This window comes from Klebsiella sp. CN_Kp091, from assembly GCF_040065095.1.
GTDB lineage: Bacteria > Pseudomonadota > Gammaproteobacteria > Enterobacterales > Enterobacteriaceae > Klebsiella > Klebsiella aerogenes.
The window spans coordinates 17,750-44,720 of record NZ_JBEAIO010000049.1 but is presented as its reverse complement, the minus strand read 5'-3'; the positions used below and the strand labels follow the sequence as shown (position 1 = coordinate 44,720).

The window sequence follows — 26,971 nt, the reverse complement described above, 5'->3', positions numbered from 1 at the left end:
TGGATTCTATTGACATTTGATACAAATAGTGTGCAAAACCCGAAACTGAACCTGCCATTTCATTAAAAACAAAAATAGCGTTTCATTTTTTAAAGTGAGACAAAGGTTAAAGCTCTGTGCTTAAATTTACTCTGCTTTTAGATAATTATACCGGATGGTCAAAATGGACAGTGCTGTAGATCGCCACGTATTTTATATTTCTGACGGTACCGCTATTACGGCGGAAGTTTTAGGTCATGCGGTAATGTCGCAATTCCCGGTGGCCATCAGTAGCGTGACGTTGCCGTTTGTTGAAAACGTCAGCCGCGCCCGGGCGGTAAAAGAACAAATCGATGCCATTTATCAACAAACCGGCATCCGCCCGCTGGTCTTCTATTCCATCGTTATCCCCGAAATTCGCGACATTATTTTGCAAAGCGAGGGTTTTTGTCAGGATATCGTGCAGGCGCTGGTGGCCCCGCTGCAGCAAGAGTTACATCTGGATCCCACGCCGGTGGCTCACCGCACCCACGGCCTGAACCCCGGTAACCTGATTAAATACGATGCGCGTATCGCCGCCATCGATTACACGCTCGCCCATGACGACGGCATTTCGCTGCGTAATCTCGATCAGGCGCAGGTGATCCTGCTCGGCGTATCGCGCTGCGGCAAAACGCCGACCAGCCTGTATCTGGCAATGCAGTATGGCATTCGCGCCGCTAACTACCCCTTTATCGCCGACGATATGGACAATCTGGTTCTCCCGGCCTCGTTAAAGCCGCTGCAGCACAAGATGTTCGGCCTGACGATTAACCCGGAGCGACTGGCGGCAATCCGCGAAGAGCGCCGGGAAAACAGCCGTTACGCCTCGCTGCGCCAGTGCCGTATGGAAGTAACCGAAGTCGAAGCGCTGTATCGCAAAAACAAGATCCCCTGCCTTAACAGTACCAACTATTCGGTAGAGGAAATTGCTACCAAAATCATGGATATCATGGGGCTTAATCGCAGAATGTACTAACACACTAGTACATTATTGAAAATTTGTTTATGCTATCGCTCGTGGCCTATACAGGATCATGCCCTGCTCTTGCAATAAGCAGGGATTGGTTTATCGTGATGCGCATCACTTCCCGGCATTTTCGCCGCGGAAGAAACAGATTTTTGAGACCCCAATGAATAAAACAGACGAATTGCGTACCGCGCGCATTGAAAGCCTGGTAACGCCCGCGGAACTGGCGCAGCGCCATCCCGTGACGGCCGAGGTTGCCGCCCACGTCTCCGCCTCCCGCCGGCGGATTGAAAAAATCCTCAACGGCGAAGACCGCCGCCTGCTGGTGATTATCGGCCCCTGCTCCATTCACGACCCCGAAGCGGCGCTGGAATATGCGCGCCGCCTGCAGGGCATGCGCGAACGTTACCAGCCGCAGCTGGAAATTGTCATGCGCACCTATTTCGAAAAACCGCGCACCGTCGTGGGCTGGAAAGGACTCATTTCCGACCCTGACCTCAACGGCAGCTACCGGGTCAACCACGGTATCGAACTGGCGCGTCGTCTGCTGCTGCAGGTCAACGAGCTGGGTATCCCCACCGCCACCGAATTCCTGGATATGGTGACCGGGCAGTTTATTGCCGATCTGATTAGCTGGGGCGCCATCGGCGCGCGCACCACCGAAAGTCAAATCCACCGCGAGATGGCCTCGGCGCTCTCCTGCCCGGTTGGTTTTAAAAACGGTACCGACGGCAACACCCGTATCGCGGTCGACGCGATACGCGCTTCGCGCGCCAGCCATATGTTCCTGTCGCCGGATAAACAGGGCCAGATGACCATCTACCAGACCAGCGGTAACCCGTACGGCCATATCATTATGCGCGGCGGTAAACGGCCAAATTATCATGCAGCGGATATCGCCGCCGCCGGTGAAGCGCTACGGGAATTCGATCTCCCTGAGCAACTGGTCGTCGACTTCAGCCACGGCAACTGTCAGAAGCAGCATCGCCGTCAACTGGAAGTGTGCGCCAATATCTGCCAGCAGATCCGCGATGGATCCACCGCTATTGCCGGGATTATGGCGGAGAGCTTCCTCGCCGAAGGGACGCAAAAAGTGATCCCCGGTCAGCCGCTGACCTGGGGCCAGTCGATTACCGACCCGTGTCTGAGCTGGGAAGATAGCGAAAAAATGCTCGCCGAACTGGCTGCTGCCACCGCTACACGGCTGTAACCCTTCCCCCGCCGCGCTCGCGGCGGGTATTCATCGCTCGCCGTTCATCCTCTGCGCAATAGCTACCTGAAATGGTAAGCCACGACAAAAAAGGCTTGCCGTGAAAATTAACATTACTGATAATGATTATCATTGTTGCTTTTATTTTTACTTTGGTGCTATGACGCGTATGGATAACACTGCCACAGCTGAGAAAACGAAAGACAATGCTCCCTATCCTATTGCCAGCGATCGCCAAATCAGCAGCCGGACGCTGTTGGGCGCGGAAGGCCGCGTGGTGATCGAACATGACGGCCAGCGCTATCTGCTGCGCCAGACCCACGCCGGTAAGCTAATTTTGACCAAATAAAACCTCGCGCGATGGCGAGGCTTTACGGTTAGCTGGAGCAGCTGACTTCCAGATGTTTACCCCAGTCAGGCGGGCGGCTGGCATAATCATCTGAACGATCGGCAAACGGCTGCGCGAGGGCCTCATGCAGACGTTCCAGCTCGCGCATGTCGCCATCTTCGGCTTTTTCTATTGCCCGCTGCGCCAGCCAGTTGCGTAGCACCACCGCCGGGTTGACGCCCTGCATCCGCTGCTGGCGTTCGCTATCGTCGATCTGTTCATCGCGCAGCCGCGCCCGGTAGTCGGCAAACCAGCTATCAAACGCCGCGCGGTCGATAAACTCATCGCGCAGCGGCGATGCCGCGCTATGCTGCTCGCTTTGGCTCAGCATCCGGAAGGTACGAGTGTAGTCACTCCCTTCACGCTCCATCAGGCTGAACAGTCCATCAAGCAGAGTGTTATCACCGGTTTGCTGAGTATAGAAGCCGAGTTTGTCGCGCATGCGGCGGCCGTAGGCGGTCAACAAGGCATGCTGATAGTCATCCAGCGCCGCGTTCAACTCGTCGGCACTGATAAACGGCGAGAGCGACTGGGCCAGACGCTGCAGGTTCCACAACCCTACCGCCGGTTGGTTATCAAAGCTGTAGCGCCCCTGGTAATCAGAGTGGTTACAGATAAAACCGGGCTGGAAATCATCGAGGAAGCCATACGGACCATAATCCATGGTCAGGCCAAGAATCGACATATTGTCGGTATTCATCACCCCGTGGGCAAAGCCAACGGTCTGCCAGCTGGCGATCATTTCCGCGGTACGCGTGACAACGTCACGGAACCAGAGAATATACTTATCCGCCTCCTGCTGCAGCTGCGGCCAGTGGTGTTCAATCACATAATCGGCCAGCTGCTGCACTTTTACCGCTTCGCGACGATAGTAAAAATGTTCGAAATGGCCAAAGCGTACATGACTTTCGGCGATGCGCATCAGCATGGTGCCGCGTTCTTCGCGTTCGCGGTAAACCGGCGTGTCGCTGGTCACCATCGCCAGCGCGCGGGTGGTTGGGATCCCAAGCGCATGCATTGCTTCGCTGGCAAGGCTTTCGCGGATAGTTGAACGCAGTACCGCCCGGCCATCGCCCATTCTCGAATAGGGCGTCAGACCAGCGCCTTTAAGATGCCAGTCAAAACGTTGACCATCCGGCAACTGCTGCTCGCCAAGCAAAATGCCGCGCCCATCGCCAAGCTGACCGGCCCAGGCGCCAAATTGATGGCCACTATAGACCTGCGCCAGCGGCGACATCCCCGGCAGCAACGCTTCGCCGCCCCAGACGCCCGCTCCGCGCTCGGGTTCGAATAACGTTTCCGGGACGCCCAACGTTTGCGCCAGAGCGGTGTTGCGCCAGATGAGACGCGCGTTCTCCAGCGGCGTGGGCGCCAGAGAAGTGTAAAAACCCGGCAGCCGATCGCGCCAGTGAGTAGTAAAAGACAGGGTCATGGTTCCTCCTGCCGCCAGTGTAGTGCCTTCAACAGGGTATTAACACGGGCGAACTGCAGGGTTATGGCAATTAAAAAAGGGAGCCATCGCTCCCCTTTTTCACCGAATGCGGGTTAAATGCGCCTCGCCTGCCAGAATTTTTTGTTCCAGTAGACGTTGTCCAGCGACGAGCGGGTAACGCCCTGGCTGGTAGAGGCGTGAATAAATTGATTGTCGGTATCATAGATACCGACGTGCAGGCCGCTTTCGCCGGATCCGGTTTTGAAGAATACCAGGTCGCCGGGCAACAGATCGCTTTTATCAATGCGGGTGCCGATTTCCGCCTGCTCGCGAGTTTCCCGCGGCAACTGCATGGCGAATTTGTCGCGGAACGTGCGTACCACAAAGCCCGAACAGTCAACGCCGCGCGGCGTCATGCCGCCATAACGGTACGGCGCACCACGCCAGTTGCGCAATTGCTCATTCAGATTCGCCACCACGGTAATGGAATCAGCCAGCCGCGGATTCGGCGGCGGCGCCCGGTGGCTGCTACAGCCAGCCAGCACCATCGCCGCAATAAAAATGAACCACACACGCATCTCAGACGATTCCTCTGTTCCCTGTCCTGTTATTGCAATAATTTAGCCTGTTTAGCGGCGTACAGGCAAGATCCTTACCTGCTACTGTGACGCCACGAGCATAAGATGACCCGCGACTTCCACACGCTGGAAAGCGATATGATAAGCGGCGGTCAAATTCTCTTCACTTAACACCTCATACGTTTCCCCGCTGGCAATCATCTGCCCACCACAAATGAGCCACGCCCTCTGCGCATGTCGCAACGTATGGTTGAGATCGTGGCTGCTCATCACGATAGCGATCCCCAGCCCGCATAGCGACGCCAACACGCTATCCAGCGCCGCCTGTTGCGCGACATCGAGGCTGTTCATCGGTTCATCCAATAATAACAGCTGGCCGGCTGGATTCGCGCGGCGGTGAATCTGCAGGATCACCGCCGCCAGACGCACCCGCTGCCACTCGCCGCCGGAGATCTGGTTGACCTGGCGCCCCAGCTTATCGCTTAACCCCAGTTGCCCGGCGATCTCGTTGAGCAACCCCTGCGGGGCGCTATCCTGCATATGTAACGACAGATAGTGCCACACCGGCATTGCGAAGGGCGGGAGCTGCTGCTGGCTCAGATAGGCGCGATGGCGGGCAAGCTCCGCCGCGGGCCACTTATCCAGCGCCTGCTGGTTAAGCGTAATCAGGCCGGGGCCGGTGGTCAGCCCGGCCATCCGCGCCAGCAGGGTACTTTTGCCCGCGCCGTTCGGCCCCACCAGATGGACTATCTCTCCGGGCCGAACGTCAGCGGTAAACGGCGACAGCCGCCCCGCTTCCGCAACATCCTGTAGCTGCATCAAAAACGGCATTATTGCGCTAATGCTCCTTTTAGCGCAGCCAGTAGCTGCGGGTCGTCCGGCGTCATGTCCGGAGAGAAACGCTGAATGACCTGGCCATCGCGGCCCACGAGGAATTTTTCAAAGTTCCACAGGATGTCGTCAACGTACAGCGGCGCTCGGCCTTTACTGGCCATCCGCTCATAAAAACCGCTCCCTTCCGGCGCGACGGCTTTCGGGGCGGCGGCAATCAGTTTTTGATACAGCGGCGCACGATGTTCGCCGTTAACGTCAATTTTACTGAACAGTGGGAAAGTGACGCCGTAGGTCACGCTGCAGAACGTTTTAATCTCTTCTTCGCTGCCCGGCTCCTGGCCGAGAAACTGATTACAAGGAAAGCCAAGGACGCTGAATCCCTGCGGAGCAAACTCTTCTTGTAGCGCTTCCAGTTGCTCATACTGCGGCGTGAGGCCGCATTTTGAGGCCACGTTGACGATCAGCAGCACCTTTCCGGCATACGCTGCCAGGGTGGTTTTCTCGCCATCGATAGTCGTCACTTCGGTATTTAGAATGTCGTGTTGCATAGCCTTCCCTCAGTCAATAATGCAGGTTAAGGAGATCCCTATCTACTGTAGCGGATTCAACGCGGCTGATTCTACTTTGATTCGTGGGCAAATGTCGCTTGATGTAACACCGCTGCGTTTGCCACCGGCAACATGAATTCCTCTCAATATCAGCAATGGACAAATCAGTGTACAGTGTGAAACAGATGTAATAGTGTTTCGTTACTTGTTAATTTATGAGAGTTTTTATAGATGAAGAAGTTATTAAGCTCGGTATTAATCGCCACATCGGTGGCGCTGTTATCCGCCTGCTCTCCGGACGATAACAATAAAGTAAAAGTCGCGATCAATACCGGCCCGGATGAAGCTATCTGGAAAGTCGTGGAGCAGGTAGCAAAAGACAAATATAACCTCGACGTTGAGGTTATCTCTTTCAATGATTACGTCCTGCCGAATGAAGCGTTAAATAATAAAGATGTCGACGCCAACGCCTTCCAGACGCTGCCCTATCTCGAAGCGCAGTCGAAAGAGCGCGGCTATAAATTCGCCATCGTCGGTAAAACATTCGTCTTCCCGATTGCCGCCTATTCGCGCAAAATCAAAAATATCAGCGAACTGCCTGACGGCGCGACCGTCTCTATCTCTAACGAAACCACCACGCTTGGCCGCAGCCTGCTGCTGTTACAGGCGCAAGGATTAATCAAGTTGAAAGATGGTGTAGGCTATCTGCCCACTACGCTGGATATCATTGATAACCCAAAACACCTGAAGATTGTTGAAGTCGATACTCCGCAGCTGACCCGTACGCTCGACGATCCGAACGTAACGCTTGCCATCATCAACACTAATTTCTCGGCTCAGGTCGGTTTATCCGCCGCCCGCGATGGCCTGTTTATGGAAGGCCCGGATTCACCTTATGTCAATGCGATTGTCTCTCGCGAAGACAATAAAGACAGCAAGAAAATCCAGGAGCTGAAAGAGGCCTTCCAGACCAAGGAAGTCGCCGATAAAGCACAGGAAGTCTATAAAGGCGATGCCATCAAAGGCTGGTAATCGTCACCCGACGCCGTCCATTACGACGGCGTCTCCCTACCCCCGCCGTCCCGAACGCAGCAGCAACCAGATGAATACCGGCGCCCCCAGCGTCGCCGTCACCACGCCGATCGGTAATTCCGCCGCCGATAATGCCAGACGGGCAATGATATCGGCGCCGAGCAGCGCGCTGGCGCCAGCTAACAGGCAGGCGGGAAGCAGCACCCGATGATCGCTCAGGCCGCACAGGCGCAAAATATGCGGGATCACCAGACCAATAAAGCCAATCGCTCCCGCCAGCGCCACGCTGACGCCGACCAGCCAGCCGGTGGCCACCACCAGTAGTTTTCGCCATAGCCACAGCGGCAGGCCGAGCTGACGCGCCGAGACTTCGCCCAACGCCAGTAAGTTCAGCGGCTGCGACTGCCAGCATACCCACAGCAGCACCGGTAGCAGCGCCAGCATCAGCCACAGCTGCTGCCAGTCGACGCCGCCAAAACCGCCCATCATCCAGTACATCAGCTGGCGCAGGTCAAAAGACGTTGAGAAATAGACCGCCCAGGTCATCAACGCGCTACAAATAATGCCGAGCGCCACCCCTGCCAGCAGCAGACGGCTGGTGGACAGGTGACGCCGGGCGAAACGGAGCAGAATAAAGGTAATCAGCAGCGCGCCGGCGATGGCGCACAGCCCCAGCGCCCACATGGGTAACACGCCGTGACCTAACAGCACGGCGGCAATCAGCCCAACGCCCGCGCCGTTAGAAACACCCAGCAGACCCGGTTCCGCCAGCGGGTTTTCAAATAGCGCCTGCATGATCGCCCCGGAAAGCGCCAGCGCCGCCCCCACTAACAGCACCGCCAGCGTGCGCGGCAGACGGATTTGCCAGATAAACAGCTCGCCTTTAGCGCTAAACCACTCCTGCGGCGCGATCCATTGGTCACCGGCGCACAGGCTAATTGTCAATGTGACAAGTAGGATCAGCGTTAAGGCGGTTAGCCAACGACGGTTATGGCGCTGTTGAATATCGGCGAAGGTCTGCATAAGTCCCGGAGACAAGTGAGCGAGGTGATTGATTTTACGGTGGCGATGGCGGGGAGAAAAGGAAAAACTCTGAGTTATCACCACGCTGGCGCCGGCGCTCCTCGAGACGCCAGCGTGGGAATGGAATTTACACCAATACCTGGAACAGTAACGCGAAGAGAATGATATTCGCCACCACAATCGCCCAGCCGTTATAAAGCATATATTTCAGATGGGTAGATTGCGCCAGCCCCATCTGACCAAACATATCCGAAGAGGGGAACGGGCCAAACCAGTCGACCTGCGAAGAGGCCAGCAGCACCGCAGTCGTTCCCTGCGGCGGTACGCCGGCGGCCATCAGCATCGGGCCGAATATTTTGTGGGTGAAGGTCATCTGCGCCACCGCCGCCCCCGGTACGTGGCCAATAATATTGAAAGCGAAGATGCAAAAGCACAACCAGGCAGGCGAAATGCCTTCCAGCAGCGGCTGGGTATAGTCGAGCAGCCCTTGGTAGGCATGAAGACCATCCATCAGCTCCAGGATCGGGTTATACAGCCAGTAGAGGATAAACATCCACACCAGACGGCCACAACCGTGGTACAGCGCCTGCAGGATCTGCGTCGGGCGCAGGCCGCCCACCAGCCCGGTAATCAGGGCCACCAGCAGCATCACGATAATCGCAAAGCTGAATCCGGCTTTAATCACCACGCCAATGACCGCCATCACAATAATCGTTGCCGCGAAGGCCAGCGCGCTGAGCTTACGCCGACGCAGCTGCGCGGCGCTCAGTGCTTCTGTTGGCTTCTCCGTGAGATCGACTTCATAGCGTAGTTTGCCTTCGGTCATCTTCTGGATCCGTCCCGCCATCACCCAGCCGGCCAGCAACGTCACCGCGCTCATCGGCAGCCCCACGTACAGCAGATAATCCGGATAGCTTAATCCACCAAGGCTCAGGATAGTCACGGTGCTGGGGGTAAACGGCCCGGTAAACAATCCCACGGAGCCGGCGGTCATCATCAGCGCGGCTACCGTTGGCGGAGTGAGGCGTACCGCTGCCGCTACCGGGATGATTACCGCGACAATAATCGCGTTACCACCGGCCATCGTCCCCAGCGAGCCGCAGATTAAAATCGAGGACACCACAATGCCAAACTTCACTCGGGTCTGGCTGGACAGGCCGATGCGGTGAACGACAAATTTCACCAACTCAACTGCGGCGCCGGTACGGGTGGCGACTTCGCCCACCCCGGCGCCGAGCATAATAATCAGCCCGACGGTGGCGATAAATGAACCGGTGGATTTCGCCAGCATGGTGCCCATTTCCGGCAACCCGGTCGAGGTCATAATCATGGCGATGATAATCGAAGAAATCACCGCCAGAACAATGTCGACGCCGACCAGCGACAGCACCGCTAACGCCACTAATGGCGTAAAACCCAACAGGCCGAGTTCATTACTCGGCCGGCCATGGCACCACCACGCGGTCAACACAAAAATCACCAATAACAGGCCAATAATAACGTTTTTTCTTGTGATATTTCGTCTGGCGAGGGTATTGCCAGCGAGCGTTGAGTCACTCATATAACTCCTTAAAGCCATTAAAACCGACCGCACTTGCAGGTTGGCGTATTCGGGCCTGCTCAGAAAATATCCCCCCCTCGTTATCATTATTGGCTCGATGGCCTGAGGGTTTGTAGGGAACAAAGGGAATGGTTCTGAGAACGTAAAAGTCCGTCTGAAGACGGTACCAGCAGCACAATATGTAACCGGAGCGCTGATTGGCGATTAAATTTATGTTAATTTAGTGTTAGTAGAAAATGACTTTTTATCGGCAAGCTATAACCCTGAGTTAACTGTTCATGAAACTGCGCCATCTGGAAATCTTCTACGCCGTGATGACTTGCGGCTCTCTTTCACGTGCGGCGGAATCGCTGAATATCTCCCAGCCGGCCGCCAGTAAAGCGTTAAAAAACGCCGAGCTTAAGCTCGGTTTTAAGCTGTTTCAGCGGGTACGGGGCAAGCTGCTGCCAAGTAGCGAAGCGCTCACACTTTTTGAAAAAGCGCAGAGCATTTATCAGGATCTCGATAACCTGCGCCTGCTGGCGGATAATCTGGCCCGCGATCCGCGCGCCAAAATCACCTTAGGCTGTTTACCAAGCCTCGGATTAAGCCTGGTGCCGGAGCTGGTGACCGATTTTTATCAGCAAAACAGTAATCTGGTGATGACCTTAACCACCGAGCATACTGAGACGTTGGTCAAAAAATTGGATCTACGCGAAATAGATTTAGCGCTGACGCTGCAGCCGGTCCAACAGGGGGAGATCATCACCACCCTGATTGCCGAAGTGCCGCTAGTCTATATCGACCGCGATTACCGACAAGGCGCGGTAGACATCAAAGAGATCGATCAGCAGCGCTGGATCTCGCCGGGGCCGCATTCGCTCTCTGCCGCCATCGCCACCCGCCGTGATTTTTCCACTACCCGGCTTAATGTGCAGACCTACTACATGGCCACCGAGTTCGTGAAGCGCGGCATCGGCTGCAGTATCACCGATATCTTCTCGGCGCGGCATAATTTGTCGCCGGAGATGATTCACCCGATTACGCCGCCAATGAAAATCAACCTTTGCCTGCTGCGTCGCGCCGATGTTTCACTCAGCCCAATCACGCAGAAATTTGTCGATTTTCTGTGTAAACAGCTGCGCCAACAGCTCAAAGAAATTAACCTGCAGTTATACCCTGACCATAAAAAGTCAATTGCGCCGCTGGGGTAAATGCTTTGACATAACCGCAAGATATTTATCAGCGGTGGATATATCAGGTTATGAAAAAACGCATTGTGATTATCGGCGGCGGCGTGGTGGGGCTGGCCACCGCCTGGGTATTAATTAAGAGCGGACACCAGGTGCAGCTACTGGAGCGCAACGCCGAGCCGGGCAGCGCCACCAGTTTCGCCAACGGCGGGCAATTAAGCTACCGCTACGTGGCGCCGCTTGCCGACCGCGGCGTTCCCCTGCAGGGAATTAAATGGATGGGCAAAGCCGATTCACCGCTGAATATGCGCCTGCAAATGTCTTTCCAGCAGTGGCGCTGGCTGTTACAGTTTCTGCGCGCCTGCAATAGCCAAAGCAACAAAATTAACGGCGATCATATTTTACGTTTATCACTGCTCAGCCGTCAGGTCATGCAGTCGTGGCTTGATGAAGATAATCTTGCTGATTTTCACTGGCGGCGTAGCGGCAAACTCATCATCCATCGCCGGGAATATGATTTTCATAAAGCGGCAAAAGGGATTAACCCCCAATACCAGCATGCGCTGAGCGCCGAAGCCTGCCTGCAGCTTGAACCGGCGCTGAAACACATCAGCCATTCGCTACAGGGCGGGATTTATTCGCCAGGAGATGAAACGGCAGACTGCCATAAATTCTGTCTCGCGCTGCTCGACAAACTCAATGCCAGCAGCAACTTCAGCCTGCTCACCCACTGCGAGGTGCTGCGGCTCAATAAGCGCGACGGGCGCATCAGTTCACTTGAGACCAGCTGCGGTACGATAACCGGCGATGATTATGTCGTCGCCGCCGGTAACGGCAGCGGCCCGCTGCTGGGTCATCTGGGCGTGCGCGTGCCGCTGTGCGCGCTGAAGGGATACAGCCTGACCCTTCCCTACCCTAAGCAATCCGGGATCGCGCCGGATATCAGCGTGACCGACTACGGACACAAAATCGTTTACGCCCGCCTGGGCGATCGGTTACGCATCGCGGCGATGGTGGATATCGGTTACGACGGCGATGAACTACGTGATAGCCGCGTTCAGGCGCTGAAGAAAATCGTCGCTAGCAGCTTTCCCGAACTGCAGGGACTGGATGAGGCTGAAGCCTGGACCGGTATGCGTCCGTCGACGCCCGCGGGCCCACCGATGCTGGGGCGTGCCGGATACCAGAATCTGTGGATGAATCTCGGCCAGGGTAGCCTCGGTTTTACCCTCGCGGCCGGCAGCGCCGTGGTACTGGGAGCGCTCCTCGATGGCGAAGCGCCGGCAATTTCTTTAGATGGTCTGACATGGAAACAATCCGCATGACAATTATTCGTAATAATCCGCAACCCCGACTTTCCGCCAGCGTCGAGTACGGCAACCTGGTGTTTCTCTCCGGACAAACGCCGAAAAGCAGTACTGATGATATTGCGCTGCAAACCCGTGAAGTTCTGGAGAAGATCGACGCCCTGCTGGCTACCGCCGGTAGCGACAAGCAGCACATCCTTTCCGCACAGATCTGGCTTAAAGATATCTCACGCGATTTTGCCGCGTTCAATGAGGTCTGGGTAGCGTGGATGCCGGAAGGTCATAGCCCGGCGCGGGCAGCCGTTCAGGCCGAGATGGCGCGGCCCGACATCCTGGTGGAAATCATGGTCACCGCCGTAAAAGCGTAAGATAAAACAGGTAAGAAAAAAGGCCGCATAGCGGCCTTTTTAATTAGTCAGTCCAGATTATTTCTCTCTGGGTGAAGCGTTTTCGACACGGCTTTTTAACTTCTGTCCGGGTCTGAAGGTCACCACACGCCGGGCTGTAATGGGAATATCTTCCCCCGTTTTCGGGTTACGTCCCGGGCGTTGGTTCTTATCACGCAAATCGAAGTTGCCAAACCCGGAGAGTTTTACCTGTTCTCCGTTTTCCAGAGCACGACGGATCTCTTCGAAAAACAACTCTACCAGTTCTTTGGCATCCCGCTTGCTAAGCCCAAGCTTATCAAACAGATATTCTGACATTTCAGCTTTTGTAAGCGCCATAGGTTCAATCCCTCAATGATGCCTGGAATCGCTCTCTTAATGCCTCTACACATTTGGCAACGGTAGCGGCAATCTCCTCTTCTTCGAGTGTACGGCTGGTATCCTGAAGGATCAGGCTAATCGCAAGGCTCTTAAAGCCTTCCGCCACACCCTTACCACGGTACACGTCAAATAAGTTTACGCCAACTACCTGATTTACGCCAACTTTCTTACATTCGGCCAAAACATCGGCTGCAGGGACGTTTTCCGCGACCAGTACCGCGATATCGCGACGGTTCGCCGGGAAGCGAGAAATTTCGCGCGCCTGAGGCACCACGCGGTCTGCAAGCTTGTTCCACTCGATTTCGAACACCAGAGTGCGGCCGTTAAGATCCAGTTTACGTTCCAGTTCCGGATGAACAACCCCAATGAAACCAATGCGTTCACCTTTCAGATAAATCGCCGCGGATTGTCCCGGATGCAGTGCGGTAGCCGCTTCTGCACGGAATTCGATATCGGCTAATTTACCGGTCAGATCAAGAACAGATTCCAGATCGCCTTTTAAATCATAGAAATCGACGGTTTCTTTTGCCAGGTTCCAGTGCTCTTCGTAACGGTTACCGCTAATCACCCCGGCCAGCATCACATCCTGACGAATACCCAGCGGCGCCTGCGTATCCGGCACGAAGCGCAGACCGCTCTCAAAGATGCGCACGCGGCTCTGTTGACGGTTCTGGTTGTAGACGACGGTGCCCAACAGACCGGTCCACAGCGACAGACGCATCGCCGACATTTCGCTAGAGATAGGGCTTGGCAGAATCAGCGCCTCTTCACCGGCGTGGATTAGCTGCTGTACTTTCGGGTCAACGAAGCTGTAGGTAATCACTTCCTGATAACCTTTGTCGTTAAGCAGCGTTTTCACGCGCTTCAGCGACAGGTCCGCTTCACGGTGGGTTCCCATGATGAGACCCGCCTGTACCGGCTCGTCAGGAATGTTGTTGTAGCCGTAGACGCGGGCCACTTCTTCAACCAGATCTTCTTCGATCTCCATATCGAAACGCCAGCTTGGCGCAACGGCCTGCCACTCGTCCTGACCAACGGTCACTTCGCAACCCAGGCGTTGCAGAATGTCGCTCACCTGAGCGTCATCGATATGATGGCCAATCAGGCGATCCAGCTTGCTACGGCGCAGGGTGATAGTGGCGCGTTTTGGCAGCGTCTCTTCGTTGGTCACATCGATAATTGGGCCGGCTTCCCCGCCGCACAGGTCGATCAGCAGACGGGTCGCACGCTCCAGCGCTTTATACTGCAGGGCCGGATCGACGCCGCGTTCGTAGCGGTGGGATGCATCGGTGTGCAGGCCATGACGGCGCGCGCGACCGGTGATAGACAGCGGGCTGAAGAACGCACATTCCAACAGCACGTTCTGGGTTTCATCGTTAACGCCGGAATGTTCGCCGCCGAAGATACCGCCCATCGCCAGCGCTTTCTTGTGGTCAGCAATGACCAGCGTATCGCTATCGAGCTTAGCTTCAGAGCCGTCCAGCAGTACCAGCGTTTCGCCCTCTTTTGCCATCCGCACGACGATACCACCTTCAATGCGGTCACGGTCAAAGGCGTGCATCGGCTGGCCGAGCTCGAGCAGCACGTAGTTGGTCACGTCAACCACCGCATCGATGGAACGGATACCGCAGCGACGCAGCTTCTCTTTCATCCACAGCGGAGTGGGCGCTTTGACGTTGATGCCTTTCACCACCCGGCCCAGATAGCGCGGGCACGCCTGCGGCGCGTCAACCTGAATCGGCAGCACGTCGTCAATAGTCGCGGCAACTGGAGTGATTTCCGGCGCGTTCAGCGGCGCTTTGTTCAGCACAGCGACATCGCGCGCCACGCCGATGATACCCAGGCAGTCGGCGCGGTTTGGCGTGACGCTGATTTCAATGGTGTTATCGTCAAGCTTGAGGTATTCGCGAATATCGGTACCGATCGGCGCATCGGCCGGCAGCTCGATGATACCGCTATGGTCGTCGGAAATACCCAGCTCGGAGAAAGAGCACAGCATCCCTTCTGACGGTTCGCCGCGCAGTTTCGCCGCTTTAATTTTAAAATCACCCGGCAGTACGGCGCCAATGGTCGCGACGGCCACCTTCAGGCCCTGACGGCAGTTCGGCGCACCGCAGACGATGTCCAGCAGACGCTCGCCGCCGACATTGATTTTGGTCACGCGCAGTTTGTCAGCATTCGGATGCTGGCCGCACTCGACCACTTCACCGACGACCACGCCGTTGAAGCTACCGGCCACCGGCTCAACGCCATCAACTTCCAGGCCCGCCATGGTAATCTGATCGGACAGCGCGTCGCTGTCGATCGCCGGGTTAACCCATTCGCGTAACCACAGTTCACTGAATTTCATTGTTCTGTCCTGCCCTTATTTAAACTGTTTGAGGAAACGCAGATCGTTTTCGAAGAATGCGCGCAAATCGGTCACGCCATAACGCAGCATGGTCAGACGCTCCATGCCCATGCCGAAGGCGAAGCCGGAGTAAACTTCCGGGTCGATACCGACGTTACGCAGCACGTTCGGGTGCACCATGCCGCAGCCCAGCACTTCCAGCCATTTACCGTTTTTACCCATCACATCAACTTCTGCAGACGGTTCGGTGAACGGGAAGTAGGACGGACGGAATCGTACCTGCAGATCTTCTTCGAAGAAGTTATTCAGGAAATCGTGCAGGGTACCTTTCAGATTGGTGAAGCTGATGTTCTTATCAACAATCAGACCTTCCATCTGATGGAACATCGGGGTGTGGGTCTGATCGTAATCGTTACGATAGACGCGGCCCGGCGCGATAATACGAATTGGCGGCTGCTGGTTTTCCATGGTGCGGATCTGTACGCCAGAAGTCTGAGTACGCAGCAGACGGGTCGCATCGAACCAGAAGGTATCGTGGTCAGCGCGCGCCGGATGGTGACCCGGAATGTTCAGCGCATCGAAGTTATGATAATCATCTTCGATTTCGGGGCCAGTCGCCACGGTGAAGCCAAGCTCGCCGAAGAAGTTCTCGATACGATCGATGGTGCGGGTAACCGGATGCAAACCGCCATTTTCAATGCGGCGTCCCGGCAAGGAGACATCGATAGTCTCTGCGGCCAGACGGGCATTGAGCGCGGCGCCTTCCAGCTCAGCCTTACGCGCGTTAAGCGCCTGCTGCACCTGCTCTTTCGCTTCGTTAATGACCGCACCCGCTGCCGGACGCTCTTCCGGCGGCAACTCACGCAGGGTGGTCATTTGCAGGGTCAGATGCCCTTTTTTACCCAGATATTCAACGCGGACGTTGTCCAGCGCGGCAACATCTGATGCCTCGTTAATGGCTGCCTTGGCACTGGCAACCAGCTCTGCGAGATGTGACATGGTTTTCCTCATTATGTCGGTGCAGACACCGGTTTTAGTGAAACAAATATCCCGAATCTATATACGAAAAAAGCCTCCACAGGGGAGGCTTTCTGGCGCTGTTTTCCGTTTCTTCTTTCACGCGCTAGCCTCCTGAGTTCAGGTGCTAAAGTAAAAAAAGAAGCGGAAAATAGCAGCATTCATGCTTGCATTACCTTGTCTGGTAAGAAACGTCAGACCTGTATTGAAAAGCCTGCACGGATAAAAGTCAATGTATTGATAGTGTTGAAACGAAAAGAGGGAGACAAGCTCCCTCTTTCAACTGGCTTATGCCAGAGCTGCTTTCGCTTTTTCGACCAGAGCGGTGAACGCTAATTTGTCGAATACAGCGATGTCAGCCAGGATCTTACGGTCGATTTCAACAGAGGCTTTTTTCAGGCCGTTGATGAATTTGCTGTAAGAAATACCGTTCTGACGTGCTGCTGCGTTGATACGCGCAATCCACAGCTGGCGGAACTGACGCTTTTTCTGACGACGGTCACGATAAGCGTACTGACCAGCTTTGATAACAGCCTGGAAGGCAACGCGGTATACGCGAGAACGCGCACCGTAGTAACCTTTAGCTTGTTTCAAAATTTTCTTGTGACGTGCACGGGCAACTACACCACGTTTTACGCGAGCCATATGTGCTCTCCTGTATCTATTCTAATTAAAAAGTTAAAAGGGTTAACGACTTATGCGTACGGCAGGCACGCGATTACCAGGCCCAGATCGCCTTTGGAAACCATGGCTTTCGGACGCAGGTGACGTTTACGCTTGGTAGCTTTTTTGGTCAGAATGTGACGCAGGTTAGCGTGCTTGTGCTTAAAACCACCTTTACCGGTTTTTTTGAAGCGCTTTGCAGCACCGCGTACGGTCTTAATTTTTGGCATTTTAATAACTTCCACTTCGCATTGTTAATAAACGAAACAAAGGCGAACAAACCAGTGAGCCGAAGCCCACCGGAATGTTACTTGATGGCCTTACTGTTTCTTCTTCGGAGCGAGCACCATGATCATCTGGCGGCCTTCGATCTTCGTTGGGAAGGATTCGACTACTGCCAGTTCAACCAGATCGTCTTTCACGCGATTAAGCACTTCCATACCGATCTGCTGGTGGGCCATCTCACGACCGCGGAAACGCAGCGTGATCTTGGCCTTATCGCCATCTTCGAGAAAGCGAATCAGGCTGCGGAGTTTTACCTGATAGTCACCTTCATCAGTACCAGGGCGGAATTTAATTTCCTTAACCTGGATAACTTTCTGCTTCTTCTTCTGTTCCTTAGAAGACTTACTCTTTTCATAAAGGAACTTGCCGTAGTCCATGATACGACAAACTGGCGGTTCGGCGTTAGGGCTGATTTCAACTAAATCTACTCCAGCCTCTTCAGCCTTTTCGATAGCTTCTCTCAGACTCACAATACCCAGCTGCTCACCTTCCAGACCAGTTAAGCGAACTTCCTGGGCGCGAATCTCGCCATTAATACGATTCGGACGTGCCGTTTGAACTCGTTTTCCGCCTTTAATACCTTATTCCTCCAGTTGTTGAAGACTGCGGCTGCGAATCTCTTGTTGCAGCTTCTCGATCACTTCATTTACGTCCATGCTGCCGAGGTCTTTACCGCGACGGGTACGCACGGCCACTTTGCCGGCTTCGACTTCTTTGTCGCCACAGACCAACATATACGGGACACGACGTAAAGTGTGCTCGCGGATTTTAAAGCCAATCTTCTCATTTCTCAAGTCCGCTTTTACGCGAATGCCCGCATTTTGTAGTTTACGCGTCAATTCGTTAACGTATTCAGACTGAGAATCAGTAATATTCATGACCACTACCTGCACTGGCGCAAGCCAGGTTGGGAAGAAGCCAGCGAACTCTTCGGTCAGGATGCCGATGAAGCGCTCCAGCGAGCCGAGAATCGCGCGGTGAATCATTACCGGTACCTGACGCTCGTTGTTTTCGCCAACATAAGAGGCGCTTAAACGCTGAGGCAGGGAGAAGTCCAGCTGTACAGTACCGCACTGCCATGCACGATCGAGGCAGTCATACAGGGTAAATTCAATTTTCGGGCCGTAGAACGCCCCTTCGCCCAGTTGATATTCAAATGGGATGTTGTTTTCTTCCAGCGCCACCGCCAGATCCGCTTCCGCGCGATCCCAGGTCTCATCGCTACCGATACGTTTTTCCGGGCGAGTAGACAGCTTGACGACGATTTTCTCGAAGCCAAAGGTGCTGTACATATCATAAACCATACGAATACAGGCGTTCACTTCATCGCGAACCTGATCTTCAGTACAGAAGATATGCGCATCATCCTGAGTAAAGCCACGGACGCGCATCAGGCCATGCAGCGCGCCCGACGGCTCGTTACGGTGGCAGCTACCGAATTCAGCCATACGCAGCGGCAGATCGCGGTAAGATTTCAACCCCTGGTTGAAGATCTGCACGTGACCCGGGCAGTTCATCGGCTTAATGCAGTATTCACGGTTCTCGGAAGAGGTGGTGAACATCGCATCTTTGTAGTTGTCCCAGTGGCCGGTTTTTTCCCACAGCACACGGTCCATCATGAACGGGCCTTTGACTTCCTGATACTGGTACTCTTTCAGTTTAGAACGAACGAAAGTTTCCAGTTCACGGAAGATAGTCCAGCCGTCATTGTGCCAGAACACCATACCCGGCGCTTCTTCCTGCATATGATACAGGTCAAGCTGTTTACCGATTTTACGATGGTCACGCTTAGCGGCTTCTTCCAGACGCTGCAGGTAGGCGTTCAGCGCTTTTTTATCTGCCCAGGCGGTACCGTAGATACGCTGCAACATTTTATTGTTGCTGTCGCCACGCCAGTACGCACCAGCGGTTTTCATCAGTTTGAAGTGATGGCAGAAACGCATATTCGGTACGTGCGGGCCGCGGCACATATCGATATATTCTTCGTGATGATACAAGCCTGGCTTGTCATCATGGCCGATGTTTTCGTCAAGAATAGAAACTTTATAGGTTTCGCCACGCTTCACGAAGGTTTCACGCGCTTCGTGCCAGCTGACTTTCTTCTTGATGACATCGTAGTTTTTCTCGGCGAGCTCGTGCATACGTTTTTCGAGCGCGTCGATGTCTTCCTGAGTCAGGGTGTGGTCCAGATCGACATCATAGTAAAAACCGTTGTCGACAACCGGGCCAATGGCCATTTTAGTGTTCGGCCACAGCTGTTTGATCGCATGACCTAACAGGTGAGCGCAGGAGTGACGAATGATTTCCAGACCGTCTTCATCTTTTGCGGTGATAATAGAAAGCGTGGAGTCAGTTTCGATCGGGTCGCAGGCGTCAACCAGCTCACCGTTTACACGTCCGGCGATGGTGGCTTTCGCCAGGCCTGGACCGATATCCAGAGCCACATCCATCGGGCTGACTGCGTGGTCGAAATGGCGTTGGCTGCCATCAGGAAGCGTAATTACAGGCATTTTATGTCCTTATTTGCAGTGGTGCCCCACACGAAAGAGCACATACAAAACAATATAATCATAATTATCAACGAGTTGTGGCTCAGCTCCCGCTTCACTCTGCGAAAATATGAGTACGCCCGTCTATCTATTGAACCGCCCTCACCTGCAGCCGCTCGTTGATAACACCGAGGGTTAGTGTACACATCATTAGTGCGCGATTAAAGACGTAATAACTAAATGGTTATTCTTCTTTTAAATAGCAAGGGGCACTGACAATTTATCGTGGCAATTCCCGCTCATACCACGCGGTTAATTAATCGATAAATTACCTGCATACATAAATAAATCCCCCCACCGCTAAAAAACGAATGAAAAAATCATCCGTTATAGTGAGTATTCATACCCGGCAGGAAATAACAGGAATCAGGCCGGTTGCCCGGCCTGTAAATTACATTTTATAACCGAGCGACAAGGTGGTGCGGCGGTCGGTATGCTCAGGCGCCGAGGCCGGCGGCTGCGAGTTCCACGTCAGGTTATAGGCGACGCGCAGCGCAAAGTGGGCGTTGATGGCCACGTTTAATGCGCTTTCCGAATTCAGCGTCGTGTCTTCAGCCCCGAATACCGAAACACCTTGAGTAAATTTAGCGTTGTCGGTCATCTGCCACGCCCAGGTTCCGGACGCGTACCCCAGCGGCTGAGTTTCGTTATCGCCATCGGTATATTCGTCATAGCGCACGCCCGGACCAAATTCAAAACGCAGGCTGTGAACCGGGCCGTTGAGGATCTGGCGACCATAACCGGCGGTCAGTACGTCGCGCTGTTGATAACCGTTGTAGCGGTCGGTCAGCCAGCTGGCCTGACCAAATACGTAGTTCATATCGGTCAGGTTATAACGGCTACGGCCGCCCACGGCATATTTTTCCGAAGAGCGTTGATCGTTAGAGGACGTATTGCTCGCATTGCCCCACAGTGACCAGGCCGTCGTGTCGCCGTACCAGGTCAGCGTGGAGTCAGCGGTCATTGAGGAGCTTTTCGTATTGCCGGACTGAGCGAGATAACCCGCATTCACAGCACCTTCGAAAGGTTTTTTGGCAGTGGAAGGGTCATCCATGACGGTAAAAACGGAATCATCGGCCAGTGCGTTTACAGACGCAAAAAGCCCCCCCGCCAGCAATGCCGCTGCGGGTACTGTCTTCAAAAGCTTCATTATAACTCTCTAAAATACATATCTTCAGGACAGTACAAATGATGAATGGACCAGAGATCCCTTCATTGAATTTAGAGTCCGTACAACATTTAAGGAGACCCGACAGGTCCCGGAAACTTTCGCGAGGCGCGCTGAATGCGAGTCCTAAGAAAGGCGCTTGATTATAAAAAGGCACGAATAACTTAGCAATCAATTGCTATTTCGTTTTTTGAATAAGACGGTTCCCAAAACAATCTTTATTTCATAAAGATAAAAACACAGACATCTTTGCAAATCCGCCGCCCACCCCGCTTCCCCTCACTCCATTTCGGTGCCATGCTTAAAAAAGCAGCTTTATTCGTATTAAGGAGGAACAGGATGACCAAAATTTATACGCTCACGCTGGCCCCATCACTCGACAGCGCAACGCTGACGCCGCAAATTTACCCCGAAGGCAAATTACGCTGTAGCGCACCGGTATTCGAACCTGGAGGCGGCGGGATCAACGTCGCCCGGGCCATTACCTTTCTGGGTGGTAAAGCGACGGCGATTTTCCCGGTTGGGGGCGCCACCGGCGAGCATCTTACCGCCCTGATGGCAGACGAGCAGGTTCCGGTCGAAACAATAGAAACCCGCGACTGGACGCGGCAAAACTTACATGTGCATGTCGATGCCAGCGGTGAACAATATCGCTTTGTCATGCCCGGCGCGGCGCTAACCGAGGATGAGTTCCGCCGCCTGGAAGAGAAAGTGCTGGCGATTGAGCCCGGTTCGCTACTGGTTATCAGCGGCAGTCTGCCTCCCGGTATCAGCGTCGAGCATCTGACCCAACTGGTAAAAAACGCGCAGCAGCACGGGCTACGTTGCATCATCGACAGCTCCGGCGATGCGCTGGCCGCCGCGCTGGACGTCGGCAACATTGAGCTGGTCAAACCGAACCAGAAAGAGCTTAGCGCGCTGGTACAGCGCGACCTCAGCCAGCCTGACGACGTACGCAATGCCGCGCTGGAGCTCATCCGCTCCGGAAAAGTACGCCGGGTTGTGGTTTCGCTGGGCCCGCAGGGGGCGCTGGGAGTTGATGCCTCCGGCAGCGTACAGGTGGTGCCGCCGCCGATGAAAAGCCAAAGCACCGTAGGTGCCGGCGACAGTATGGTCGGCGCGATGACTTTGCGTCTCGCCGAGCACGCCTCGCTGGAAGATATGGTCCGCTTTGGCGTCGCCGCCGGTAGCGCCGCCACGATTAACCACGGCACCCGCCTGTGTTCATTAGCCAATACGCAAAAAATCTACGATTACCTGTGTGGCCGCTAGTCTCGCCCCCCTTCGCTCCGGTGAAGGGGGTCAATTCGCTATCATAGTCTATGCTAGAAATTCCATGCATAACAACAGAGTGAAAAATGAGCAACGATATTACCGCGCACGTGATCACCGTTAAATTTCAGGAACAGGCGCTGACCGAGATAAATGAGCTCAGCAATCATTTCATCCGCGCAGGTTTTGTCCTGACGCTCAACGACGAAGATGGCAAAACGCATGAATTAGGCACCAACACGTTTGGCCTGCTGAGCGCGCAGAGCGCCGACGACGTCCGGGCTTTAAGCGCAGGCCTCGCGGAAACCGCTCTAGGCAGACCAGCAGAGATAGCCATCACCACATTTAGCGAATGGTTAAAAGCTCAATAAGTGCGATCGCCATCGTGGAAGGCGCCAGTTGTGCGTTAGCTCGAACTTTACGGCCAGGTTATACGCTAACCTTATGATATGGTGGAAAACATGGGGAGAGACAGCATGTGGCAAGCTATTAGCAATTTGTTAAGCGAGCAGCACACTGACGGCGCTGAAATCGAACTGCGCAACGAGCTACCCGGCGGGGAAATCCATGCCGCCTGGCATTTACGTTTTGGCGGGAAAGACTATTTCGTCAAATGCGATGAACGCGAGCTGCTCCCCATTTTTACCGCGGAGGCGGATCAGCTGGAGCTGCTCTCGCGCTGTAAAACCGTCAGCGTTCCGCAGGTCTTTGCCGTCGGCAGCGATCGGGATTACAGCTTTCTGGTGATGGAATATTTACCGCCGCGACCGCTGGACGCGCATAACGCGTTTCTGCTCGGTCAGCAAATTGCCCATTTACATCAGTGGAGCGACCAGCCGCAATTTGGCCTTGATTTTGACAACGATCTGTCGACGACCCCGCAGCCGAATGCCTGGCAGCGCCGCTGGTCAACGTTTTTCGCTGAACAACGCATTGGCTGGCAGCTGGAGTTAGCGGCGGAAAAAGGACTGCACTTCGGCGATATCGACAGCATTGTCGACACCGTACAGCAGCGGCTCAGCAACCATCAGCCGCAGCCCTCTTTATTACATGGCGACTTGTGGTCCGGTAACTGCGCGCTAGGGCCCAATGGGCCGTATATTTTCGATCCGGCATGTTATTGGGGCGATCGCGAATGCGATCTGGCAATGCTGCCTCTGCATCCGGAACAGCCGCCGCAGATTTACGACGGCTACCAGTCGGTCTCGCCGCTGCCTGCTGGCTTCCTTGAACGACAACCGATTTACCAGCTTTATACCTTACTTAATCGGGCGATTCTGTTCGGCGGCCAGCACCTGGTCACCGCACAAAAAGCGCTCGATGAAGCCCTGCAATAAGCGTAAAAAAAGGCCCTCAAAGGGGCCTTTTTCTTCAGCAAGTTTAATCCATTTTTACGCCGTTTAAGCGGAATTTGATGTTCATCGTCAAACCAGTGCCCGGCTTGCCTGCCTCGTAGCGCCATTTGCGCATCGCTGTTTTGACATCACGCTCAAACATATTGGCCGGCTTCGCAGAGAGTATCTGAATATTCTCCACGCGACCATCGGCAGTAACATCAAATTTCACGCGCACGTCACCTTCAATACGCAGCGCTTGGGCACGTTGCGGGTAAGAAGGGTCGCCGCGTTTCAATGCTTTAGGACCGCTCGGCGCGGTAGTCATCGGTTTTGCCGTTGCCGCCGTCGTACTCGGCGCGGTACGCGCAGGCGCCGTATTGCTGTTCTCAAACGGCGAGACCGGGCGCGGCTCAGCGGGTTTCACCTCGCGTTTCGGCTCGACTTTTTTCTCTGGTTTAGGCTTTGGTTTCGGCTTAGGTTTGGGCTTCGGTTCCGGTTTGTGAATAACCACTGGCGCCTCTTTTGGCGGCTCAGGCACCACTTCAGGCTCCGGTTCCGGCTCCGGTTCAACAACGGGTTCAACGACCGGCTGCGCCGCCTGCGGAGGCTCTAAATCCGCCGGCGCCACCATTGTTATTTCGATTGGCTGTGAAGGCGAAGGCTTTTCAATAACCTGATGTACCGAGGTATAAAGCAACCCCGCCACAACGGCACCGTGGATAGCCACGGACAGCAGCGTTGGCCACGGAAAGCGGCGAGGTAAATCAAGGGTCATTGCGCTCATAGTCGTTTCTGTTGAAAAATGATGCCCTGATTTTAAATGCAAATAGCAATCATATTCAATAAGGCGTGTTATCCTGCATCAAATTTTGCCTCGTTTTGTGGAAAAAAACCGGCGTGCCGTGGCATGCTAAAGGCGTGCGCATCTTACATTGCTGCTCATAACGCTTTCACGTCACGTGATTTGCCTATTTTTTGATTAAGGAGCCTTGCCGTGCTTTACGTCATCTACGCAGAAGATATCGCCGATTCTCTGGAAAAACGCCAGGCGGTGCGCCCTGCCCATCTGGCGCGCCTACAACTATTACATGATGAAGGCCGTTTACTGACCGCAGGCCCGATGCCCGCGGTAGATAGCAATGAACCTGGCGCGGCAGGATTTAGCGGCTCAACGGTTATCGCAGAATTTGAATCGCTGGAAGCGGCGCAGTCCTGGGCCAACGATGACCCCTATATCGCCGCGGGCGTCTATCAGCACGTCTCGGTAAAACCTTACAAAAAAGTATTTTAATCAAGCGCTTAAAACACAGAGGCACCGCAAGCGGTGCCTTTCGTTTTAACTCTCAGAATTCAGAGAAGGTGAACAGCAAAGCATGACGTTGCCGTTTGACCAGGCACTTCCTGATTGAAAGAATCCGCATGTTGCGGCGAGATTGGGCTTCCAGCCAGCGCGATTTACGGCGACTTACCTGTCTAAGCATGCGCCAGCGCCCTACTTCCGTTCTACTACGCTTCATTGCTACTACTCTACGAGTGAAAAACAGCCCTCATTATAAACCGATGAATCTGTCTGACCATCGCTTTCGCTGCGTTTTTATTTGCCAGATGGATGATGATGCGTAAACTCATGGCATCGGGCTATTCAAAAGGATTTTTCATCTATGACAACCTTTTACACGGTCGTAAACTGGCTGGTCATTCTGGGGTACTGGCTGTTGATTGCCGGTGTTACATTACGCATTCTAATGAAACGCCGCGCGGTACCTTCCGCCATGGCATGGTTACTGATTATTTATATCCTGCCGCTGGTGGGAATTATCGCTTACCTCTCCTTCGGCGAACTGCATCTTGGTAAGCGTCGAGCCGAGCGCGCTCGCGCCATGTGGCCCTCCACCGCCAAATGGCTAACGGACCTAAAAAGCTGCAAACATATCTTTGCTGAAGAAAATAGCCCGGTTGCCGAATCACTGTTCAAACTCTGTGAACGTCGCCAGGGGATCGCTGGCGTAAAAGGTAACCAGCTACAGCTGCTGACCGAATCTGATGATGTGATGCAGGCGCTGATTCGAGACATCCAGCTGGCGCGGCATAACATCGAAATGGTGTTCTACATCTGGCAGCCCGGCGGGATGGCCGACCAGGTGGCGGAATCGTTGATGGCCGCCGCGCGTCGCGGCGTGCATTGTCGACTAATGCTCGATTCAGCCGGTAGCGTCGCCTTTTTCCGCAGCCCGTGGGCGGCCATGATGCGTAACGCCGGTATCGAGGTGGTTGAAGCGCTTAAAGTTAACCTGATGCGTGTATTCTTACGTCGTATGGATCTGCGTCAGCACCGTAAAATGGTGATGATTGACAACTATATCGCCTACACCGGCAGCATGAATATGGTCGATCCGCGCTACTTCAAACAGGATTCCGGCGTCGGTCAGTGGGTCGATCTGATGGCGCGAATGGAAGGCCCGGTGGCGACGGCGATGGGTATCGTCTACTCCTGCGACTGGGAAATTGAAACCGGCAAGCGAATTTTGCCCCCGCCGCCGGACGTCAACATCATGCCGTTTGAAGAGGCTAACGGGCATACCATTCATACCATTGCATCCGGTCCCGGCTTCCCGGAAGATTTGATTCATCAAGCGTTGTTAACCGCAGCCTATGCGGCGAAAGAACACCTGATTATGACCACCCCCTACTTCGTCCCCAGCGATGACCTGCTGCACGCCATCTGTACCGCAGCCCAGCGCGGCGTCGAGGTCAGTATTATTATGCCGCGCAAAAACGACTCCCTGCTGGTAGGCTGGGCCAGCCGCGCCTTCTTCACTGAACTGCTTGCCGCTGGCGTGAAAATTTACCAATTCGAAGGCGGCCTGCTACATACCAAAAGCGTGCTGGTGGATGGCGAATTGAGCCTGGTCGGTACCGTTAATCTCGATATGCGCAGCCTGTGGCTTAATTTCGAGATCACGCTGGCGATCGACGACGTGGGCTTCGGCGGCGACCTGGCGGCGGTGCAGGACGATTACATCTCCCGTTCACGCCTGCTGGATGCAAAATTGTGGGCCAAACGACCGCTATGGCAGCGGATCGCAGAGCGACTGTTTTACTTCTTCAGCCCGTTGCTGTAAAACGTGCCCATCAGATGCTTAACGGGTAGCAATCATGGATATGGATTTAAACAATCGCCTGACCGAAGACGAAACGCTCGAACAGGCCTACGATATCTTTCTTGAGCTGGCGGCGGATAACCTCGACCCGGCAGATATCATCCTTTTCAACCTGCAGTTTGAGGAGCGCGGCGGCGCAGAACTGTTTGACCCGGCGGAAGACTGGCAAGAGCATGTCGATTACGACCTCAATCCAGATTTCTTCGCCGAAGTCGTTATTGGCCTTGCCGATACCGATGGCGGCGAGATCAACGATATTTTCGCTCGCGTTCTGCTGTGCCGGGAAAAAGATCACAAACTGTGCCATATTCTGTGGCGCGAATAAGCAT

30 protein-coding genes and 1 other annotated feature are annotated in these 26,971 nt (G+C 54.5%); of the genes, 13 read left to right on the top strand and 17 right to left on the bottom strand.

Annotation, left to right across the window (positions count from 1 at the left end; all coding sequences use genetic code 11):
• Positions 1-163: 163 nt before the first annotated feature.
• From ABLV17_RS20770 to hemP, 3 genes are all read left to right on the top strand, one after another.
• Positions 164-997, top strand: coding sequence for a pyruvate, water dikinase regulatory protein (locus tag ABLV17_RS20770; RefSeq protein ID WP_087857925.1), 834 nt, complete (start codon positions 164-166; stop codon positions 995-997).
• A gap of 154 nt (positions 998-1,151) precedes the next feature.
• Complete coding sequence (gene aroH, locus ABLV17_RS20765) at positions 1,152-2,198, top strand: 3-deoxy-7-phosphoheptulonate synthase AroH (protein ID WP_308958601.1); 1,047 nt, start codon at positions 1,152-1,154, stop codon at positions 2,196-2,198.
• A gap of 169 nt (positions 2,199-2,367) precedes the next feature.
• Positions 2,368-2,547 carry a hemin uptake protein HemP gene (gene hemP / locus ABLV17_RS20760; protein WP_162750204.1) on the top strand — a complete coding sequence of 60 codons (180 nt, stop codon included), beginning with the start codon at positions 2,368-2,370 and terminating at the stop codon, positions 2,545-2,547.
• A 28-nt stretch (positions 2,548-2,575) separates the two neighbouring features.
• Here hemP and selO read toward each other — a convergent pair whose 3' ends face one another.
• The 4 genes from selO to ABLV17_RS20740 form a co-directional block, all read right to left on the bottom strand.
• Positions 2,576-4,018: a protein adenylyltransferase SelO gene (gene selO / locus ABLV17_RS20755; protein WP_308959081.1), complete on the bottom strand. Its 1,443-nt coding sequence runs from the start codon at positions 4,016-4,018 to the stop codon at positions 2,576-2,578.
• A 113-nt stretch (positions 4,019-4,131) separates the two neighbouring features.
• Complete coding sequence (locus tag ABLV17_RS20750; protein WP_045396070.1) at positions 4,132-4,596, bottom strand: NlpC/P60 family protein; 465 nt, start codon at positions 4,594-4,596, stop codon at positions 4,132-4,134.
• Positions 4,597-4,677: 81 nt separating this feature from the next.
• On the bottom strand, positions 4,678-5,427 hold the full coding sequence (btuD, locus tag ABLV17_RS20745; RefSeq protein ID WP_308959080.1) for a vitamin B12 ABC transporter ATP-binding protein BtuD: 750 nt from the start codon (positions 5,425-5,427) through the stop codon (positions 4,678-4,680).
• Positions 5,427-5,978, bottom strand: a complete 552-nt coding sequence (locus ABLV17_RS20740; RefSeq protein WP_087857929.1) for a glutathione peroxidase — start codon at positions 5,976-5,978, stop codon at positions 5,427-5,429. The genes btuD and ABLV17_RS20740 overlap by 1 nt, the downstream gene beginning before the upstream one ends.
• Positions 5,979-6,209: 231 nt before the next feature.
• Here ABLV17_RS20740 and ABLV17_RS20735 point away from each other — a divergent pair, with 231 nt between their 5' ends.
• Positions 6,210-7,010 carry a MetQ/NlpA family lipoprotein gene (locus tag ABLV17_RS20735; protein WP_308959079.1) on the top strand — a complete coding sequence of 267 codons (801 nt, stop codon included), beginning with the start codon at positions 6,210-6,212 and terminating at the stop codon, positions 7,008-7,010.
• A 36-nt stretch (positions 7,011-7,046) separates the two neighbouring features.
• Here the strand turns inward: ABLV17_RS20735 and btuC are convergent, their stop codons facing one another.
• The gene (gene btuC / locus ABLV17_RS20730) at positions 7,047-8,033 is read right to left on the bottom strand and encodes a vitamin B12 ABC transporter permease BtuC (RefSeq protein WP_213316735.1); all 987 of its coding nucleotides are present in this window, start codon (positions 8,031-8,033) and stop codon (positions 7,047-7,049) included.
• 127 nt (positions 8,034-8,160) lie between these two features.
• Positions 8,161-9,594, bottom strand: a complete 1,434-nt coding sequence (locus ABLV17_RS20725) for a gluconate:proton symporter (protein ID WP_113374157.1) — start codon at positions 9,592-9,594, stop codon at positions 8,161-8,163.
• 278 nt (positions 9,595-9,872) lie between these two features.
• On the opposite strand from ABLV17_RS20725, the gene ABLV17_RS20720 reads away from it, so the two are divergent.
• Genes ABLV17_RS20720 through ABLV17_RS20710 form a run of 3 tightly spaced genes read left to right on the top strand, consistent with a single transcriptional unit; the run spans position 9,873 to position 12,441 of the window.
• Positions 9,873-10,787 (top strand): LysR family transcriptional regulator, encoded by a 915-nt coding sequence (locus ABLV17_RS20720; RefSeq protein ID WP_015705115.1) that lies wholly within the window; start codon positions 9,873-9,875, stop codon positions 10,785-10,787.
• A gap of 38 nt (positions 10,788-10,825) precedes the next feature.
• Positions 10,826-12,091 carry a D-amino acid dehydrogenase gene (locus ABLV17_RS20715; RefSeq protein ID WP_348854780.1) on the top strand — a complete coding sequence of 422 codons (1,266 nt, stop codon included), beginning with the start codon at positions 10,826-10,828 and terminating at the stop codon, positions 12,089-12,091.
• The gene (locus tag ABLV17_RS20710) at positions 12,088-12,441 is read left to right on the top strand and encodes a RidA family protein (protein WP_081044938.1); all 354 of its coding nucleotides are present in this window, start codon (positions 12,088-12,090) and stop codon (positions 12,439-12,441) included. The genes ABLV17_RS20715 and ABLV17_RS20710 overlap by 4 nt, the downstream gene beginning before the upstream one ends.
• A gap of 57 nt (positions 12,442-12,498) precedes the next feature.
• On the opposite strand, the gene ihfA is transcribed toward ABLV17_RS20710, so the two are convergent.
• The 9 genes from ihfA to ABLV17_RS20665 all read right to left on the bottom strand — a co-directional run bounded on the left by ihfA (position 12,499) and on the right by ABLV17_RS20665 (position 20,854).
• Positions 12,499-12,798 (bottom strand): integration host factor subunit alpha, encoded by a 300-nt coding sequence (ihfA, locus tag ABLV17_RS20705; protein WP_015367042.1) that lies wholly within the window; start codon positions 12,796-12,798, stop codon positions 12,499-12,501.
• Positions 12,799-12,802: 4 nt separating this feature from the next.
• On the bottom strand, positions 12,803-15,190 hold the full coding sequence (pheT, locus tag ABLV17_RS20700; protein WP_308958497.1) for a phenylalanine--tRNA ligase subunit beta: 2,388 nt from the start codon (positions 15,188-15,190) through the stop codon (positions 12,803-12,805).
• Positions 15,191-15,205: 15 nt separating this feature from the next.
• Positions 15,206-16,189, bottom strand: coding sequence for a phenylalanine--tRNA ligase subunit alpha (gene pheS, locus ABLV17_RS20695; protein ID WP_015367044.1), 984 nt, complete (start codon positions 16,187-16,189; stop codon positions 15,206-15,208).
• Positions 16,190-16,252: 63 nt separating this feature from the next.
• Positions 16,253-16,377, bottom strand: a sequence feature (Phe leader region).
• Positions 16,328-16,372, bottom strand: coding sequence for a pheST operon leader peptide PheM (gene pheM, locus ABLV17_RS20690; protein WP_001386830.1), 45 nt, complete (start codon positions 16,370-16,372; stop codon positions 16,328-16,330). (Overlaps the previous feature by 45 nt.)
• A 118-nt stretch (positions 16,378-16,495) precedes the next feature.
• Positions 16,496-16,852: a 50S ribosomal protein L20 gene (gene rplT / locus ABLV17_RS20685; protein WP_004102963.1), complete on the bottom strand. Its 357-nt coding sequence runs from the start codon at positions 16,850-16,852 to the stop codon at positions 16,496-16,498.
• A 50-nt stretch (positions 16,853-16,902) separates the two neighbouring features.
• Positions 16,903-17,100, bottom strand: coding sequence for a 50S ribosomal protein L35 (rpmI, locus tag ABLV17_RS20680; protein ID WP_001124225.1), 198 nt, complete (start codon positions 17,098-17,100; stop codon positions 16,903-16,905).
• Positions 17,101-17,190: 90 nt separating this feature from the next.
• The gene (gene infC / locus ABLV17_RS20675) at positions 17,191-17,733 is read right to left on the bottom strand and encodes a translation initiation factor IF-3 (RefSeq protein ID WP_004189469.1); all 543 of its coding nucleotides are present in this window, start codon (positions 17,731-17,733) and stop codon (positions 17,191-17,193) included.
• A 3-nt stretch (positions 17,734-17,736) separates the two neighbouring features.
• Complete coding sequence (thrS, locus tag ABLV17_RS20670) at positions 17,737-19,665, bottom strand: threonine--tRNA ligase (RefSeq protein WP_045374332.1); 1,929 nt, start codon at positions 19,663-19,665, stop codon at positions 17,737-17,739.
• A 430-nt stretch (positions 19,666-20,095) separates the two neighbouring features.
• Positions 20,096-20,854 carry a YdiY family protein gene (locus tag ABLV17_RS20665; protein ID WP_015705111.1) on the bottom strand — a complete coding sequence of 253 codons (759 nt, stop codon included), beginning with the start codon at positions 20,852-20,854 and terminating at the stop codon, positions 20,096-20,098.
• A 357-nt stretch (positions 20,855-21,211) separates the two neighbouring features.
• On the opposite strand from ABLV17_RS20665, the gene pfkB reads away from it, so the two are divergent.
• From pfkB to ABLV17_RS20650, 3 genes are all read left to right on the top strand, one after another.
• Positions 21,212-22,144 carry a 6-phosphofructokinase II gene (gene pfkB / locus ABLV17_RS20660; protein WP_213316731.1) on the top strand — a complete coding sequence of 311 codons (933 nt, stop codon included), beginning with the start codon at positions 21,212-21,214 and terminating at the stop codon, positions 22,142-22,144.
• A gap of 86 nt (positions 22,145-22,230) precedes the next feature.
• A complete protein-coding gene (ghoS, locus tag ABLV17_RS20655; RefSeq protein WP_213316730.1) occupies positions 22,231-22,515 on the top strand; it encodes a type V toxin-antitoxin system endoribonuclease antitoxin GhoS in 285 nt (94 codons plus the stop codon).
• 105 nt (positions 22,516-22,620) lie between these two features.
• Positions 22,621-23,481, top strand: a complete 861-nt coding sequence (locus ABLV17_RS20650) for a fructosamine kinase family protein (protein ID WP_087857938.1) — start codon at positions 22,621-22,623, stop codon at positions 23,479-23,481.
• Between the two features lie 43 nt (positions 23,482-23,524).
• On the opposite strand, the gene tonB is transcribed toward ABLV17_RS20650, so the two are convergent.
• Positions 23,525-24,265 carry a TonB system transport protein TonB gene (tonB, locus tag ABLV17_RS20645; RefSeq protein WP_087857939.1) on the bottom strand — a complete coding sequence of 247 codons (741 nt, stop codon included), beginning with the start codon at positions 24,263-24,265 and terminating at the stop codon, positions 23,525-23,527.
• Between the two features lie 210 nt (positions 24,266-24,475).
• Between tonB and ABLV17_RS20640 the strand changes: the two genes are divergently transcribed.
• Positions 24,476-24,772, top strand: coding sequence for a YciI family protein (locus ABLV17_RS20640; protein WP_015367051.1), 297 nt, complete (start codon positions 24,476-24,478; stop codon positions 24,770-24,772).
• 52 nt (positions 24,773-24,824) lie between these two features.
• Here ABLV17_RS20640 and ABLV17_RS20635 read toward each other — a convergent pair whose 3' ends face one another.
• Positions 24,825-24,998 carry a YciY family protein gene (locus ABLV17_RS20635; protein WP_086538044.1) on the bottom strand — a complete coding sequence of 58 codons (174 nt, stop codon included), beginning with the start codon at positions 24,996-24,998 and terminating at the stop codon, positions 24,825-24,827.
• A gap of 144 nt (positions 24,999-25,142) precedes the next feature.
• Here ABLV17_RS20635 and cls point away from each other — a divergent pair, with 144 nt between their 5' ends.
• The gene (gene cls / locus ABLV17_RS20630) at positions 25,143-26,603 is read left to right on the top strand and encodes a cardiolipin synthase (RefSeq protein ID WP_045397543.1); all 1,461 of its coding nucleotides are present in this window, start codon (positions 25,143-25,145) and stop codon (positions 26,601-26,603) included.
• Positions 26,604-26,637: 34 nt separating this feature from the next.
• Positions 26,638-26,967: an HI1450 family dsDNA-mimic protein gene (locus ABLV17_RS20625; protein WP_015367064.1), complete on the top strand. Its 330-nt coding sequence runs from the start codon at positions 26,638-26,640 to the stop codon at positions 26,965-26,967.
• Positions 26,968-26,971 lie beyond the last annotated feature (4 nt).

Coding starts and splice junctions, on each gene's coding strand:
- ABLV17_RS20770 (WP_087857925.1), top strand. CDS start 164: ATGGACAGTGCTGTAGATCGCCACGTATTTTATATTTCTGACGGTACC.
- aroH (WP_308958601.1), top strand. CDS start 1,152: ATGAATAAAACAGACGAATTGCGTACCGCGCGCATTGAAAGCCTGGTA.
- hemP (WP_162750204.1), top strand. CDS start 2,368: ATGGATAACACTGCCACAGCTGAGAAAACGAAAGACAATGCTCCCTAT.
- selO (WP_308959081.1), bottom strand. CDS start 4,018: ATGACCCTGTCTTTTACTACTCACTGGCGCGATCGGCTGCCGGGTTTT.
- ABLV17_RS20750 (WP_045396070.1), bottom strand. CDS start 4,596: ATGCGTGTGTGGTTCATTTTTATTGCGGCGATGGTGCTGGCTGGCTGT.
- btuD (WP_308959080.1), bottom strand. CDS start 5,427: ATGCCGTTTTTGATGCAGCTACAGGATGTTGCGGAAGCGGGGCGGCTG.
- ABLV17_RS20740 (WP_087857929.1), bottom strand. CDS start 5,978: ATGCAACACGACATTCTAAATACCGAAGTGACGACTATCGATGGCGAG.
- ABLV17_RS20735 (WP_308959079.1), top strand. CDS start 6,210: ATGAAGAAGTTATTAAGCTCGGTATTAATCGCCACATCGGTGGCGCTG.
- btuC (WP_213316735.1), bottom strand. CDS start 8,033: ATGCAGACCTTCGCCGATATTCAACAGCGCCATAACCGTCGTTGGCTA.
- ABLV17_RS20725 (WP_113374157.1), bottom strand. CDS start 9,594: ATGAGTGACTCAACGCTCGCTGGCAATACCCTCGCCAGACGAAATATC.
- ABLV17_RS20720 (WP_015705115.1), top strand. CDS start 9,873: ATGAAACTGCGCCATCTGGAAATCTTCTACGCCGTGATGACTTGCGGC.
- ABLV17_RS20710 (WP_081044938.1), top strand. CDS start 12,088: ATGACAATTATTCGTAATAATCCGCAACCCCGACTTTCCGCCAGCGTC.
- ihfA (WP_015367042.1), bottom strand. CDS start 12,798: ATGGCGCTTACAAAAGCTGAAATGTCAGAATATCTGTTTGATAAGCTT.
- pheT (WP_308958497.1), bottom strand. CDS start 15,190: ATGAAATTCAGTGAACTGTGGTTACGCGAATGGGTTAACCCGGCGATC.
- pheS (WP_015367044.1), bottom strand. CDS start 16,189: ATGTCACATCTCGCAGAGCTGGTTGCCAGTGCCAAGGCAGCCATTAAC.
- rplT (WP_004102963.1), bottom strand. CDS start 16,852: ATGGCTCGCGTAAAACGTGGTGTAGTTGCCCGTGCACGTCACAAGAAA.
- rpmI (WP_001124225.1), bottom strand. CDS start 17,100: ATGCCAAAAATTAAGACCGTACGCGGTGCTGCAAAGCGCTTCAAAAAA.
- thrS (WP_045374332.1), bottom strand. CDS start 19,665: ATGCCTGTAATTACGCTTCCTGATGGCAGCCAACGCCATTTCGACCAC.
- ABLV17_RS20665 (WP_015705111.1), bottom strand. CDS start 20,854: ATGAAGCTTTTGAAGACAGTACCCGCAGCGGCATTGCTGGCGGGGGGG.
- pfkB (WP_213316731.1), top strand. CDS start 21,212: ATGACCAAAATTTATACGCTCACGCTGGCCCCATCACTCGACAGCGCA.
- ghoS (WP_213316730.1), top strand. CDS start 22,231: ATGAGCAACGATATTACCGCGCACGTGATCACCGTTAAATTTCAGGAA.
- ABLV17_RS20650 (WP_087857938.1), top strand. CDS start 22,621: ATGTGGCAAGCTATTAGCAATTTGTTAAGCGAGCAGCACACTGACGGC.
- tonB (WP_087857939.1), bottom strand. CDS start 24,265: ATGAGCGCAATGACCCTTGATTTACCTCGCCGCTTTCCGTGGCCAACG.
- ABLV17_RS20635 (WP_086538044.1), bottom strand. CDS start 24,998: ATGAAGCGTAGTAGAACGGAAGTAGGGCGCTGGCGCATGCTTAGACAG.
- cls (WP_045397543.1), top strand. CDS start 25,143: ATGACAACCTTTTACACGGTCGTAAACTGGCTGGTCATTCTGGGGTAC.
- ABLV17_RS20625 (WP_015367064.1), top strand. CDS start 26,638: ATGGATATGGATTTAAACAATCGCCTGACCGAAGACGAAACGCTCGAA.